The sequence below is a fragment of the Streptomyces incarnatus genome, assembly GCF_001027185.1.
GTDB classification, from domain to species: Bacteria; Actinomycetota; Actinomycetes; order Streptomycetales; family Streptomycetaceae; genus Streptomyces; species Streptomyces puniciscabiei.
On sequence record NZ_CP011497.1, the window covers coordinates 3,678,754 to 3,691,746 of the forward strand.

Genomic DNA, 12,993 nt, shown 5'->3' on the forward strand with positions numbered 1-12,993 from the left:
TTCATACGCGAAGCGTTCAGTTGATCACGAGAAGTGACATTCTCGCTTGTCATCGCAGGCCGGAGGGCGCGTCTCCATATCAAGAGAGTTCCGCTGCATGCAAATTGGCGCTGGACGCGGGCGCCTGCTAGAGGGCGCGTTCACACATCAGAGGGAGGTGCGCGGTGCGATGTGGACGGGCATGTGGACGCGTGCACACATTCACGAGCTCCGCGCGCACGGGACGCCGCGATTCCGGTGACCGTTCCGTGACCTCCGCCACATCGATGAGAGACCCCTGAGAACCGGGCTTGGCCAACGACCCCAACCGGTGGTAGGTGGGGGGCAATTCGGACGTAATGATCAAAGACCGTGATCAAGCCCTTGATCACCGACGTCCGCAATGTCCGTTACGGCGTCAATAAAGAGCGACACGCCCGGGATTCCAGGTCTCGATTGAGCAACTGTGGCGCAGCACACGTTTCTTGAAGATATGAAGGAGCCCCTGGTACCGCTTGTTCCCATGTCCCACACCGCTCACATACGCAGCCACCGGAAGCCCCGCCGCAGCGCGTCGACCCTCGCGATGCGGGCCGGAGTTGCCGGTGGCGTCCTCAGCAGCCTGGCAGTCGCCGGGGCGTCCGGCTCGGCGAACGCGGCCGAGCCGGTGACGCAGACCCTGGAACTGCCCACCCTGACGGCCGACCTGGCCGCTCAGGCAGCCAAGTCCGCGGACGCCACCCAGCAGGCCGCCGCGAACTACCAGCTGCAGGCCGAGCGCGACGCGGCCGCCGCAAAGGCCGCGAAGCAGGCCAAGGCGGACCTCGCCGAGGCCAAGCAGAAGGCCGCCGAGGCCAAGAAGAAGGCCGACGAGGCCGCCCGCAGGGCCGCCGCCGCGCGTGCCTCGCGCAACGCCGAGCGGACGACGCTCGCCGCCACGGACACCGGCAGCACCTCCGCGAGCAGCTCCACCGCCACCGGTTCCGCCGCCGCCGTCGTCGCCTTCGTCAAGGCGCAGATCGGCAAGGCGTACGTCTCCGGCGCCACCGGCCCCTCGGCGTACGACTGCTCCGGCCTGGTGCAGACGGCCTTCAAGCAGGTGGGCATCAGCCTGCCGCGCGTCTCGCAGGACCAGTCGACGCAGGGCACCCAGGTCTCGCTGAGCAACCTGCAGCCGGGCGACATCCTGTACTGGGGCAGCGCGGGCAGCGCCTACCACGTCGCGGTGTACGTGGGCGACGGCATGTTCGTCGGCGCGCAGAACCCCTCCAGCGGCGTCGGGGAGCACCCGCTGTCGTACGACCCGCCGACCGGCGCCGTGCGGGTGCTCTGAGCGCACCACGCACCTCTCACGCGCGTAGGGCCGCAGCCGCTCGGGGGCAGCGGCCCTTGCGCCGTTCCCGGCGCGCCTCCGGGTCCCTTCCTGACAAGCTCTGACCGGACCGCCGGCCGGCGGTCCGTCCACGAGCGAAGGAGACCGCGTCATGCCACGCGTGTTCGTCCAGGGAAGGCCCGCCGACCACTACCCCCGCCACGCCCCCGAGGCCGGGCGCGGCGCGGTGCGCCGGATCACCGAGGCCGGCGAGGAGGTCCTGCACAAGCCGTGCCGGGACGTCACGGAGTTCGGGCCCGACCTCGCCGCACTCATCGACGACATGTTCCTCACCCTTTATGTCGCCGAAGGGGCGGGACTCGCCGCGAATCAGGTAGGGGTCGGTCTGCGGCTTTTCGTGTACGACTGCCCCGATGACGACGGAGTCCGGCATGTCGGACACATCGTCAATCCGGTGCTGGAAACGCCCACGAGCGGGCGACGGTTGCTGGACAAGGGCGAGGGCTGTCTGTCGGTGCCGGGTGCCGTGATGGCCGTGGCGCGGCCGGACCGGGCCGTCGTGCGCGGGCAGGACAGGGACGGCAACCCCCTTGTCGTCGAGGGCACGGGGTACTTCGCGCGCTGTCTCATCCACGAGACCGACCACACCGAGGGGCGCCTCTACCTGGATCGGCTCTCCAAGCGGGACGAAAAGGATGCGCTGCGGCAGATGGCGGACCGGCGGGACGAGGTGCTCGCCCGCCGGTCCGCCAGGGCGGCAGAGCTGCGCCGGGCCCGGTGAGGCCTACGCCTTCGGGGCCACCTTGCTCAGGCCGTTGATGATGCGGTCCATCGCGTCGCCGCCCGTGGGGTCGGTGAGGTTCGCGAGGAGCTTGAGGGTGAACTTCATCAGCAGCGGGTGGGTGAGACCCCGCTGGGCGGCGATCTGCATGACCTTCGGGTTGCCGATGAGCTTCACGAAGGCGCGGCCGAGGGTGTAGTAGCCGCCGTAGGTGTCCTTGAGGACGCGCGGGTAGCGCTGCAGGGCGATCTCGCGCTGGGCGGGTGTGGCACGCGCGTGTGCCTGGACGATGACGTCGGCGGCGATCTGGCCGGACTCCATGGCGTAGGCGATGCCCTCGCCGTTGAAGGGGTTCACCAGGCCGCCGGCGTCGCCGACGAGCAGCAGGCCGCGCGTGTAGTGGGGCTGGCGGTTGAAGGCCATGGGGAGGGCGGCGCCGCGGATGGGGCCGGTCATGTTCTCCGGGGTGTAGCCCCAGTCCTGAGGCATGGAGGCGCACCAGGCCTTGAGGATCTCGCGCCAGTCCAGCTCCTTGAAGGAGGCGGAGGTGTTCAGCACACCGAGGCCGACGTTCGAGGTGCCGTCGCCCATGCCGAAGATCCAGCCGTAGCCGGGCAGCAGGCGGTCCTGGGGGCCGCGGCGGTCCCACAGTTCCAGCCAGGACTCCAGGTAGTCGTCGTCATGGCGGGGCGAGGTGAAATACGTCCGGACCGCTACGCCCATCGGGCGGTCCTCACGGCGGTGCAGGCCCATCGCCAGGGACAGCCGGGTGGAGTTGCCGTCGGCGGCCACGACCAGCGGCGCGTGGAAGGTGACCTCGCGCTTCTCCTCGCCGAGCTTGGCGGTGACGCCGGTGATGCGGCCGGTGCGGTCGTCGATGACCGGGCCGCTCACGTTGCAGCGCTCGTACAGCCGCGCCCCCGCCTTCTGGGCGTTACGGGCGAGCTGCTCGTCGAAGTCGTCGCGCTTGCGGACCAGTCCATAGTTCGGGTAGGAGGCGAGTTCCGGCCAGTCCAGCTGGAGTCGGGAGCCGCCGCCGATGATGCGCAGGCCCTTGTTGCGCAGCCAGCCGGCCTCCTCGGAGATGTCGATGCCCATGGCGACGAGCTGCTTGACCGCGCGCGGGGTGAGGCCGTCGCCGCACACCTTCTCGCGCGGGAACTCGGTCTTCTCCAGGAGCAGGACGTCGAGACCGGCCTTGGCGAGGTGGTACGCGGTCGTGGAGCCGGCCGGCCCCGCGCCGACGACGATCACGTCGGCGGTGTTCTCGGAGAGGGGCTCCTTCACGACGGTCACGGCGGGATCTCCCCAAGTTCGAAATCTGCGTGCCGACCGGCACTGGACATGGGCAGTCTATTCAGCAGAATTGATCACCCGGCTGAAGGGCTGCCCTGTGAACCGACCTCTCCCCGCGGTACGGCTGCGCGTCCCCACCCACGAGGACGCGATCGCCTGGCACCGGGTCTTCGACGACCCGGAGGTCATGGAGTTCTACGGCGGCAAGCCGGCCGCGCTGTCGGTCTACGAGGAACTCACCGCGCGGCAGCGGCGGCACGACGCCGAGCTCGGCTTCTGCCTGTGGACCATGCTGGACGAGTCCGGTGAGGTCATCGGCTTCACCGGAGCGCAGCCCTGGCGGCCCGACTGGGGTCCGGTCGGCGAGATGGAGATCGGCTGGCGGCTGGGCCGCGCGCACTGGGGCAAGGGGTACGTCACCGCGGCCGCGCACGAGACGTTGCGGCGGGTGCGCCAGGCCGGGGTCAAGGAGGTCGTGGCGATGGTCCGGCCGGGCAACGAGCGGTCGATCGCGGTGACCCGGCGGCTCGGCATGCGCCCGGCGGAGACCTACCGGCATCCCACCCTGGACGAGGACGCCCTCTGCTTCCGGCTGACCCTCTGACCATTACTCACGCAGAGTAGTCAACTGTCACAGAAAGACACCAACTCCTTCCGGCCGGGGCGCACGGGAGTTACCCTTCCAGTACCGCTGGGGGTGACATCTGTGCGCATAACACCCAAAACACCCGAAGTGCGCGTGCCACGGCTGGTCGGAATGATGGCCGTGGACGCGCGCGAAACGGCCCGGGCGCAGGGCCTGTTCCTCAATGCGCCGGACCGCCCGGACTTCCACCTCGCGGTCGTCGACTACGTCGTACGCCAGTACCCGCAGCCCGGCGCCGAGGTGCCCCGGGACTCCATGGTGTACGTGTGGTTCGACTTCGGCGACGGAGAGGGCGGCGGAGGCGTGCGCGAGCCACGCGTCCCGCGGCCGCCCGCCGGTGGCCTGCAACGCGAACTCGGTGAGCCCGGTGACGCCTTCGAGATGATCAACCGCTGAGCGCCCGTCCGTCGGCCCCGCGGCCTCAGCTCTCCTTGAAGCCCCGGTGCAGCGCGACCACGCCGCCGGTGAGGTTGCGCCAGGCCACCCTCGACCAGCCCGCCTTCTGCAGCCGCTCGGCGAGGGCGGGCTGGTCGGGCCAGGCGCGGATGGACTCGGCGAGGTAGACGTACGCGTCGGGGTTCGAGGAGACCGCGCGCGCGACCGGCGGCAGCGCCCGCATCAGGTACTCGGTGTAGACGGTCCGGAAGGGCGCCCAGGTGGGGTGCGAGAACTCGCAGATCACCACCCGTCCGCCGGGCCGGGTGACCCGGTACATCTCCCGCAGCGCCGCGTCGGTGTCCTGGACGTTGCGCAGCCCGAAGGAAATCGTCACGGCGTCGAAGGTGTCGTCCTTGAAGGGCAGCCGCGTCGCGTCGCCGGCCGTGAACGGCAGCCAGGTGTGCCTGCGCTTGCCGACCTGGAGCATCCCGAGCGAGAAGTCGCAGGGGACGACGTACGCGCCCGTGCGCGCGAAGGGCAGCGACGAGGTGGCCGTACCGGCGGCCAGGTCGAGGACCTTCTGTGCGGGGCGCGCGTCGACCGCCTTGGCCACCTCCTTGCGCCACACCCGGTCCTGGCCGAGCGACAGCACGTCGTTCGTCAGGTCGTACCGTTCCGCCACGTCGTCGAACATCGAGGCGACTTCGTGCGGCTGCTTGTTCAGGGAAGCGCGGGTCACCCGCCCATTGTTGCAGCCCGGTCTCACGGCAGGAGCCTCGGTGCCCTGCGCGCCGCGACATCCTCCACCCAGCCGCACAGCAGGACGAAGACGGCGATCAGGAGAGAGGAAGTTCAGGACCAGGATCGGGGCGCGGGACAGGAGCAGCACGCGGACGGGCGCCGCGGAAGATCCACAGCAGGGCCGGGGAGAGCAGGACGAACCACAGATACGTGCGCAGGTACCAGAGGATCTCCCAGGCCTGCTCGCCCCGGGCGTTGCCCGGGGGGTCGCCGAGCGGGACGACCCAGTAGACGATCTGCCGGCCCGGCATCCAGGTGCGGAGGTTCGCGGAGCGTAAGGGGATCGCCTGGGTGTCGATGTGGGCCGCCTTCCAGGACCGGCGGTGTACGGGCGAGAGTCCGGGGCGGACGACGCGGCGACCGACTGCAGCGGGGTGAGTCAGGGGGGCGGGGGCGTTCGGGGAGGCGTTCGGGGGGTAGACCGTCGCAGGAGTCAGCGGCGTCTGAACACCAGTCGGCCTGCCAGCACCGTCGCCACGCACGTGCCCGCGCCCCGTTCGGTCAGTTCCTTCTCGTCGCGGACGTCGAAGACGGCGAAGCGGGCGGCCGAGCCCCGGTCACGGGCCGGGGCGAACACCGCCGGTACCCCGGCCGCGAACGGGTCGAGGGACGGGACGCCGGCCGGGCGGGCGGCCCGACCCGCGAGCACCAGTCCAGTGCGCCGTACGGCGTCGGCGACCGCCCGGTTGCGCAGCGGTTCGCAGGCCGCCGCGACCGTGCCGTGCGCCAGCATGCGCTGCGCCCCGCGCCGGGCGCTCGCGCCCCAGCGGGCGTCGTCGAGCGCGAGCGCGGTGAGGGCGTCGCCGGTCAGCGGTTCGGTGCCCAGCTCGTCGGCCTCCCGGGGGTCCGGGTGGTACGCCTCCTCCAGCAACTCGGTGCCGTGCTGGTTGACGAGCCCCGGCGTGAGGATGCCGGGCCAGGAGCGCACGCGCGCGTGCGGGTACACGGCGACCAGTTCCTCAAGGGGACCGGCACTCGCGATCAACTCCCCCTCGACGGCGAGGGCGTGGCCCCTGGAGTCGGTGTGAATCGTCAGCAAGGCGGCCTCAGTTGGACGCCAGCAGCTTCAGTTCCGGGTGGGCCGTGCCGCCCTCGATGGCCGTGGACGAGATGTGGGACATCACCCGCACGTCGACGGGGTCGTTCGCCGGGTCGTCGTGGACGGCCAGGTGCTCGTACGTCGTGGAGCGCTGCGCCGGGACGCGGCCCGCCTTGCGGATGAGGTCGATGATCTCCAGGCGGTTGGAGCGGTGCTTGGCGCCGGCCGAGGAGACCACGTTCTCCTCCAGCATGATCGAGCCGAGGTCGTCCGCGCCGTAGTGCAGCGACAGCTGGCCGACCTCCTTGCCGGTGGTCAGCCACGAGCCCTGGATGTGCTGGACGTTGTCGAGGAAGAGGCGGGCGATGGCGATCATCCGGAGGTACTCGAAGATCGTGGCCTGCGTCCGGCCCTTCAGGTGGTTGTTCTCGGGCTGGTAGGTGTACGGGATGAAGGCCCGGAAGCCGCCCGTGCGGTCCTGTACGTCCCGGATCATCCGCAGGTGCTCGATGCGCTCGGCGTTCGTCTCGCCCGTGCCCATCAGCATGGTGGAGGTCGACTCCACGCCCAGCCGGTGCGCGGTCTCCATGATCTCCAGCCAGCGCTCGCCGGACTCCTTGAGGGGCGCGATGGCCTTGCGGGGGCGCTCGGGGAGCAGTTCCGCGCCGGCGCCGGCGAAGGAGTCGAGGCCCGCCTCGTGGATCCGGGTGATGGCCTCCTCGACCGGCACACCGGAGATCCGGGCCATGTGCTCGACCTCGGAGGCGCCCAGCGAGTGGATCACCAGCTGCGGGAAGGCCTCCTTGATGGCCCGGAAGTGCTTCTCGTAGTACTCGACGCCGTAGTCCGGGTGGTGGCCGCCCTGGAACATGATCTGGGTGCCGCCCAGCTCGACGGTCTCCGCGCAGCGGCGCAGGATGTCGTCGAGGTCGCGGGTCCAACCCTTGTCCTTGTCCTTGGGGGCCGCGTAGAAGGCGCAGAACTTGCACGCCGTGACGCACACGTTCGTGTAGTTGATGTTCCGCTCGATGATGTACGTCGCGATGTGCTCGGTACCGGCATACTTGCGGCGGCGTACGGCGTCGGCGGCGGCGCCCAGCGCGTGCAGCGGGGCGTCCCGGTAGAGGTCGAGCGCCTCCTCGGGCGTGATGCGTCCGCCCGCTGCGGCTCGGTCGAGCACGGACTGGAGGTCGGCCTTCTCGGTCACCGGGCGTCCCTTTCGTCAGGGTTCGTAAGGGGTCTGGACGGACCGAACCAGCCTACGCCAGCGCCTTCACCGCACCGACGTCAGGCCGCGTACGCGCCGATCAGCAGCCCGGCGAAGGCCCCGGCCAGCAGGAACGGCCCGAACGGGATCGCCGTCTTCCGGCCCGCCCGCCGTACGACGACGAGCGCACCGCCGTACAGCGCGCCGAGCAGGAAACCGGCGAAGGCGCCGAGCAGGACGGTGGACCAGCCGTACCAGCCGAGTACGGCGCCCATGCCGACGGCCAGCTTGACGTCGCCGAAGCCCATGCCGGCGGGGTTGATGAGGAACAGCGCGTAGTAGCCGGCGCCGAGCGCGAGGGCGCCGTACAGCGCGGTGGACCAGTGACCGGCGTGCTCGGGCAGCAGCGCGACGAGGCCCAGCAGGGCGAGGGCGGCCGCGGCGAGCGGCAGGGTCAGCGGGTCGGGCAGCCGCTGCACCCGGAAGTCCACGGCCGCCAGCAAGGTGCCGACCGGCGCGAGCAGCAGCCAGACCGCCAGCTCCGGGCGGGTTCCGGTGGCGGCGGCCAGCGCGGCGCACGCAAGTGCGGTCGCCGCGGAGAGGAGGGGGACGGAGGGGGCGTACGGCGGCTCGGCCGCACCGGACGACTCCACCGCACCGGACGACTCCACCGCCCCGAGCGGTCCGGCGGAACCCGCGCCACCCCGCCCGCACCGACCGCAGCGCGCCGGCCCGAGCCAGCCCCGCAGCGCGTGTCCCCGGGGGCACCGGTCCCGCCACTCCTCCCCCGCCGGGACGGCGAAGCGGTAGGCGGCCCTGGGAAGCAGTGCTCCCGCCACCGCGCCCCACAGCGCGGCGGCGACCCACAGCAGCACCCCGCTCATCCGGCCGCGGCGACGCCGGCGCGCCGTGCGGGCCCCTCGGCGTGAGACGCCCTGTCGCGGGCCTCTGTGAGGGTGTGAGAGGCGTCCATGCTTGAATCCTATCGACCGTCAGGCGTGGGGAGTTGGGAGCGGACCCGCCTGGGGCGTACCCAGACCCTCGGTCGTGGTACGGGAGACGGCCGCCGTATCGTTACCGCACATGTGGCCAGGAGAGCAGTCGCCGGGGGGCGGCCAGAACCCGCAGCAGCCCCAGGTCGGACACCAGCCGAACCCGTACCAGCAGCCGGGTCCCGGTCAGCCGAACCCGTACCAGCAGCCCGGCCCCGGTCAGCCGAACCCCTACCAGCAACCCGGCCCTGGCGCCTTCCAGTCGAACCCCTACCAGCAGCCTCAGCCCTGGCAGATGCCGACACAGCCGGCCGCCGGCGCGTCCGGGCCCGCGCCGACGGGCGGTGGCCGGAACCGGGCCGGCATCGTCGCAGTCGTCGCCGCGGGGGCGGTCGTCATCGCCTCGGGCGTCACCGGATTCCTGGTGCTCGGCGGCCACAAGAACGACGGGCCCGGCCCGAAGCCGACCAACTCCCCCTCATCTTCGCAGAGTTCCGCCGACCCCCGTGGGTCCGACACCGCGACCGCCACGATCAAGGGCTGGCAGGTCCTGACGAACCCGACCCAGGGAATCGCGTTCGACGTCCCGCCCCAATGGGAGGTCCAGTCCGCCGACTGGGTCAGCTATGTGTCCAAGGAGGGGGACCCGGAGGACAACCCGCTCATCGCGATCCGCAATGTCGCCATGCTGCAGAAGACCTGGTGTTCCTCGGACGACGACCGGAACGGCACCCTGGAGAACACACCACTGGCCCAGGTGGGTACGAGGGGCAACAACGGTTACCGGAGCACCCAGGACATCGCCGGCTCCGACCCGGGGACCTGGGTGTACGGAGGGTACGCCCAGCCGGACAAGAAGAAGGTGAAGGCCGGCGCCCTCCAGGCGTTCACCACGAACTCCGGCCTCAAGGGCACGCTGGGCACGGCCTGGTCCGTGGGCGTGCCGAAGTCGAAGAAGTGCGCCTCGGACGGCAAGGCGTGGACCTTCGGCTTCAAGAACGCCTCAGGGGGCCTGGTCTCCTGGTCGTTCTTCGGCGCGAAGAACGTGCCCCACGAGGTACCGGACGCGACGATACGGAGAATCCTCGGCACCGTACGGCTCTACAAGGCCCCGTCGGACTCCTGATTCCGCAGGGGCGTCCACCTCGCCCGTCAGCCCACCTTCGACATGCGCGCCACCGGATTCCCTTCCGCCGAGCTGTCCGAGGTGAACTTCAGGTCGTCGCCGACCGGGGTCAACTCGACCTGGTGCGGGGTCGGTACGCAGTGCCCCGGGTTGTCCTTGGCGCCGGTCGAGGTCGCGAGGATCTGGGTCTTCGTCACCTTCTTCAGGGTGAGGACATCGGTGCACACACCGCCGATCTGGTCGGTCTGCCTCAGCCGTCCCAGCTCCTGGCCCACGGCGGCCTGACGGACGGTGAGCCGGAAGGTGCCCATGGGCAGGCTGCCGCCGAGGCCGGTGGCCTGTCCCTCCCAGGTGCCGAGGTAGCGGGCCGGGATCGCGCCGGCTCCGGTGCCCTGATCGCCGGCGCCGTTGGAGGCCGAGGGCGGCGTCTGGGAGAGGGAGGGGGCGCTGCCTCCCGCACTGCTGTTCCCGTCGTCCTGCAACCAGGGCCGGAGCAGCGCGCCGACGCCCAACGTCCCCACGGCCAGCGCACCGGCGACGGCCAGCACCACCGTGCAGCTCAGCCGGCGCCCACGGCCGCCCTCGGCCGGCGCGGAGGCCGCCGCCACGCTGACGGAGAACCGGCCGGGCGGCGGCGCGTCCCGCTGCGCGGGCACGACGGTCGGCGCGCCGTGGGGAGCCCCGGCCACACCGGTCGCGGTCCCGGAAGAGGGCCCAGGCACACCGGGATTCATCACCGGTGCGGGCCCGAACACCCCGGCCCCGGCGAACGAGTTCGGCTCGGCGGGGGCAGGGATGGAGGCAGCGCCTTGAACCGGGGCCACGCCCGAAGCCGACCCCACGCCCGAAGCCGGCCCCACGCCCGAAGCCGGCCCCGGCCCGGAAGCCGACCCTGCACCCGTGCTCGGAGCCGGCCCCGCACCCGCGCCCAGCCCCTCCCCGGAAACCGGCGTCCCCGCCGATGACCCCGTCACCGCAGGGCTGTCGAAAGCCACCGGCCCCGAAGGTGCCGTCTCCCCCGTGTCCAGGTTCAGCAGGTGTACGGCGCTGCGGCTGACCTGTTCGACCAGGGGGCCCGGGAGCCAGCCGCCGGTGATCAGGCGGGTGGCTCCCTCGGGGGCGAGGTGGTGGGCCAGTTCGGTGGGGCTCGGGCGGGACGAGGGGTCCTTGGCCAGGCAGGATGCGGTCAGCTCGCGCAAGTCGCCGTCCAGGGAGTCCAGTTCGGGTTCCTCGTGGACGACCTTGTAGAGCAGCGCGGCGGACGAGTCCCCGCGAAACGGCGGCTCGCCGGTCGCCGCGTAGGCCAGCACCGCGCCGAGGGAGAAGACGTCGGCGGCGCCCGTGGCGCCCTTGCCGAGGATCTGCTCGGGGGCCATGTAGCCGGGGGAGCCGATCGACACGCCGGTGGAGGTGAGGGAGGCCGTGCCGTCCATGGCCCGCGCGATGCCGAAGTCGATCAGCAGGGGGCCGTCGAGGGTCAGCAGGACGTTGGAGGGCTTCACATCCCGGTGTACGAGGCCCTGTTCGTGTACGGCCGTGAGCGCCTCGGCGAGGCCCGCGCCCAAGGCCCGTACGGTGTGCGCGGGCATCGGGCCGGTGTCGGTGACGGCCGCGGCGAGGGACGGGCCGGCCGCGTAGGCGGTGGCCACCCAGGGCACCGGGGCGTCCGGGTCCGCGTCCAGGACGGGTGCGGTCCAGGCGCCGCCGACCCGGCGGGCGGCCGCCACCTCGCGCCGGAACCGGGCGCGGAACTCCTCGTCCAGCGCGAAGTGCGGGTGCACGATCTTCACGGCGACGGTACGGCCGCCCGCGCTGCGGCCGAGGTAGACCCGGCCCATGCCACCCGAGCCGAGCCGGCCGAGCAGCCGGTAGGGCCCGACGGTGGCCGGCTCGTCGACTTCCAGCGGCTGCATGGCGCACTCTCCCCCTCGACGCCTCCTGTACGGCAGCCTAGTGATGCCCGCTCACGGCCGCAGCAGGTCCACCTTCACGTTCGCCGGGAAGCCGGTCGTCGGGCCGACGCGGCGGGCGAACTCGGCGACGGCCTCCAGTTGGGGGGTGCCGAAGCTGAAGTCGAGGGTGGTGAAGTACTGGGCCAGGGTCGCCTCGTCGAAGGCCTCCCAGCGGGCGGCCTGTTCGGCGACCTTGGCGACCTCGTCCAGGGAGAGGTTGCGGGACTCCAGGAACGCCTCGTGGACCTTGCGGGTGATGTCCGGTTCGCGGTCGGCGTAGTCCCGGCGGGCCGCCCAGACCGCGAAGACGAACGGCAGGCCGGTCCACTCCTTCCAGAGCGCGCCGAGGTCGTGCACCTCGAGGCCGTAGCGCGGGCCGTCCAGCAGGTTCGCCCGCAGCGCCGCGTCGCCGATGAGGACGGCGGCCTCGGCCTCCTGCATCATCAGGCTGAGGTCGGGCGGGCAGGTGTAGTAGTCGGGCTGGACGCCGTAGCGCTCGGCGAGCAGGAGCTGGGCGAGGCGGACCGAGGTGCGGGAGGTGGAGCCGAGCGCGACCCGGGCGCCGTGCAGGCGGTCCAGCGGGACCTGCGAGACGATCACGCAGGACATCACCGGGCCGTCGCAGCCGACGGCGATGTCCGGGAAGGCGACCAGGTCGTCCGCGTTGCGCAGGAACTCGACCAGGGTGACGGGGCCGATGTCGAGGTCGCCGCGCACGAGCTGCTCGCTGAGCTTCTCCGGGGTGTCCTTGGTGAGCTCGAAGTCGAGTAGGGTGCCGGTTCTCGCGAGCCCCCAGTACAGGGGCAGGCAGTTCAGGAACTGGATGTGGCCGACGCGCGGCCGGGTGCGAGAATTGTCCACATCGCGAGACTAGACCCCGTGCCGTACGGCGCCGGGACCGCCCCCACCGCCAAACGGGCTATCGGGTGTTCAAACCTCCGGGTGACGTGATCTTGACCCCTATTGCTTTCGGCCGCCCGGATGCTAGGCTTGCCGCAAGTTGCAGTTTGGTTTCCCTTGCAGTACAGAGCCTGCGGAGCATGTAACCGCAGGCTCTCGTCGTTTTCAGAAGTATGCAGTTGTGCAGCACCGTTTCACACTTGCAGGTTCTGGAGCAGGGCAACCCTTTTGAGCCCAAGGAGGGCTTATGGCTACCGGAACCGTTAAGTGGTTCAACGCCGAAAAGGGCTTTGGCTTCATCGCCCAGGAGGGCGGCGGCCCCGACGTCTTCGTTCACTACTCCGCGATCAACGCCTCCGGCTTCCGCTCCCTCGAGGAGAACCAGCAGGTGAGCTTCGACGTGACGCAGGGCCCGAAGGGTCCGCAGGCGGAGAACGTCACCCCCGTCTGATCTCTGCCTGATCGCAGAACCTGAGAGCAGTACCCAAGGAGCCCCGCGCCGTTCCGGCGACGGGGCTCCTGCCTTTTCCGGCCCGGCCGTCCATGAATTCCGGGTGAATTCC

13 protein-coding genes and 2 pseudogenes are annotated in these 12,993 nt (G+C 71.1%); 7 read left to right on the forward strand and 8 right to left on the reverse strand.

The genetic code is table 11. The features are described from left to right. Positions 1–502 precede the first annotated feature (502 nt). Positions 503–1,312 carry a C40 family peptidase gene (locus ABB07_RS16350; protein ID WP_208899390.1) on the forward strand — a complete coding sequence of 270 codons (810 nt, stop codon included), beginning with the start codon at positions 503–505 and terminating at the stop codon, positions 1,310–1,312. Positions 1,313–1,463: 151 nt separating this feature from the next. Further along, positions 1,464–2,093 (forward strand): peptide deformylase, encoded by a 630-nt coding sequence (gene def / locus ABB07_RS16355; RefSeq protein ID WP_208899391.1) that lies wholly within the window; start codon positions 1,464–1,466, stop codon positions 2,091–2,093. A 3-nt stretch (positions 2,094–2,096) separates the two neighbouring features. Here the strand turns inward: def and ABB07_RS16360 are convergent, their stop codons facing one another. Continuing rightward, positions 2,097–3,389, reverse strand: coding sequence for a geranylgeranyl reductase family protein (locus tag ABB07_RS16360; protein WP_208899392.1), 1,293 nt, complete (start codon positions 3,387–3,389; stop codon positions 2,097–2,099). Between the two features lie 97 nt (positions 3,390–3,486). On the opposite strand from ABB07_RS16360, the gene ABB07_RS16365 reads away from it, so the two are divergent. Next, complete coding sequence (locus ABB07_RS16365) at positions 3,487–3,993, forward strand: GNAT family N-acetyltransferase (protein WP_208899393.1); 507 nt, start codon at positions 3,487–3,489, stop codon at positions 3,991–3,993. A 129-nt stretch (positions 3,994–4,122) separates the two neighbouring features. Beyond that, a complete protein-coding gene (locus ABB07_RS16370) occupies positions 4,123–4,431 on the forward strand; it encodes a PASTA domain-containing protein (RefSeq protein ID WP_208899394.1) in 309 nt (102 codons plus the stop codon). A 25-nt stretch (positions 4,432–4,456) separates the two neighbouring features. Here ABB07_RS16370 and ABB07_RS16375 read toward each other — a convergent pair whose 3' ends face one another. Together ABB07_RS16375 and ABB07_RS16380 are read right to left on the reverse strand one after the other, a co-directional pair. Continuing rightward, positions 4,457–5,152: a demethylmenaquinone methyltransferase gene (locus ABB07_RS16375; protein ID WP_208903475.1), complete on the reverse strand. Its 696-nt coding sequence runs from the start codon at positions 5,150–5,152 to the stop codon at positions 4,457–4,459. A 75-nt stretch (positions 5,153–5,227) separates the two neighbouring features. Beyond that, positions 5,228–5,474: pseudogene (locus ABB07_RS16380) on the reverse strand (acyltransferase family protein); the annotation flags it as partial. Between ABB07_RS16380 and ABB07_RS40845 the strand changes: the two are divergent. After that, positions 5,467–5,634, forward strand: a pseudogene (locus ABB07_RS40845) (hydrolase); the annotation flags it as partial. The pseudogenes ABB07_RS16380 and ABB07_RS40845 sit on opposite strands and share 8 nt — an antisense overlap. Positions 5,635–5,647: 13 nt before the next feature. Here ABB07_RS40845 and ABB07_RS16385 read toward each other — a convergent pair. From ABB07_RS16385 to ABB07_RS16395, 3 genes are all read right to left on the reverse strand, one after another. Then, positions 5,648–6,253: an amidohydrolase family protein gene (locus tag ABB07_RS16385; RefSeq protein ID WP_208899395.1), complete on the reverse strand. Its 606-nt coding sequence runs from the start codon at positions 6,251–6,253 to the stop codon at positions 5,648–5,650. A 7-nt stretch (positions 6,254–6,260) separates the two neighbouring features. After that, the gene (gene mqnC, locus ABB07_RS16390; RefSeq protein ID WP_208899396.1) at positions 6,261–7,460 is read right to left on the reverse strand and encodes a cyclic dehypoxanthinyl futalosine synthase; all 1,200 of its coding nucleotides are present in this window, start codon (positions 7,458–7,460) and stop codon (positions 6,261–6,263) included. A gap of 80 nt (positions 7,461–7,540) precedes the next feature. Next, positions 7,541–8,344, reverse strand: a complete 804-nt coding sequence (locus tag ABB07_RS16395) for a prepilin peptidase (protein WP_208899397.1) — start codon at positions 8,342–8,344, stop codon at positions 7,541–7,543. Between the two features lie 199 nt (positions 8,345–8,543). Between ABB07_RS16395 and ABB07_RS16400 the strand changes: the two genes are divergently transcribed. Continuing rightward, positions 8,544–9,578, forward strand: coding sequence for a DUF8017 domain-containing protein (locus tag ABB07_RS16400; RefSeq protein WP_208899398.1), 1,035 nt, complete (start codon positions 8,544–8,546; stop codon positions 9,576–9,578). Positions 9,579–9,604: 26 nt separating this feature from the next. On the opposite strand, the gene ABB07_RS16405 is transcribed toward ABB07_RS16400, so the two are convergent. Both ABB07_RS16405 and ABB07_RS16410 read right to left on the reverse strand, forming a co-directional pair. Continuing rightward, positions 9,605–11,491, reverse strand: coding sequence for a serine/threonine-protein kinase (locus ABB07_RS16405; protein ID WP_208899399.1), 1,887 nt, complete (start codon positions 11,489–11,491; stop codon positions 9,605–9,607). A 51-nt stretch (positions 11,492–11,542) separates the two neighbouring features. After that, positions 11,543–12,391: a menaquinone biosynthetic enzyme MqnA/MqnD family protein gene (locus ABB07_RS16410; RefSeq protein ID WP_208899400.1), complete on the reverse strand. Its 849-nt coding sequence runs from the start codon at positions 12,389–12,391 to the stop codon at positions 11,543–11,545. Positions 12,392–12,677: 286 nt separating this feature from the next. Here ABB07_RS16410 and ABB07_RS16415 point away from each other — a divergent pair, with 286 nt between their 5' ends. Then, entirely contained in the window at positions 12,678–12,881 is a 204-nt protein-coding gene (locus tag ABB07_RS16415) for a cold-shock protein (protein WP_003992177.1), read from the forward strand. Positions 12,882–12,993: the final 112 nt, after the last annotated feature.

Bases quoted from the DNA above. Each gene is read 5' to 3' on its own strand.
- def (WP_208899391.1), top strand. From the start codon at position 1,464: ATGCCACGCGTGTTCGTCCAGGGAAGGCCCGCCGACCACTACCCCCGC.
- ABB07_RS16415 (WP_003992177.1), top strand. From the start codon at position 12,678: ATGGCTACCGGAACCGTTAAGTGGTTCAACGCCGAAAAGGGCTTTGGC.
- ABB07_RS16405 (WP_208899399.1), bottom strand. From the start codon at position 11,491: ATGCAGCCGCTGGAAGTCGACGAGCCGGCCACCGTCGGGCCCTACCGG.
- ABB07_RS16400 (WP_208899398.1), top strand. From the start codon at position 8,544: ATGTGGCCAGGAGAGCAGTCGCCGGGGGGCGGCCAGAACCCGCAGCAG.
- ABB07_RS16395 (WP_208899397.1), bottom strand. From the start codon at position 8,344: ATGAGCGGGGTGCTGCTGTGGGTCGCCGCCGCGCTGTGGGGCGCGGTG.
- ABB07_RS16350 (WP_208899390.1), top strand. From the start codon at position 503: ATGTCCCACACCGCTCACATACGCAGCCACCGGAAGCCCCGCCGCAGC.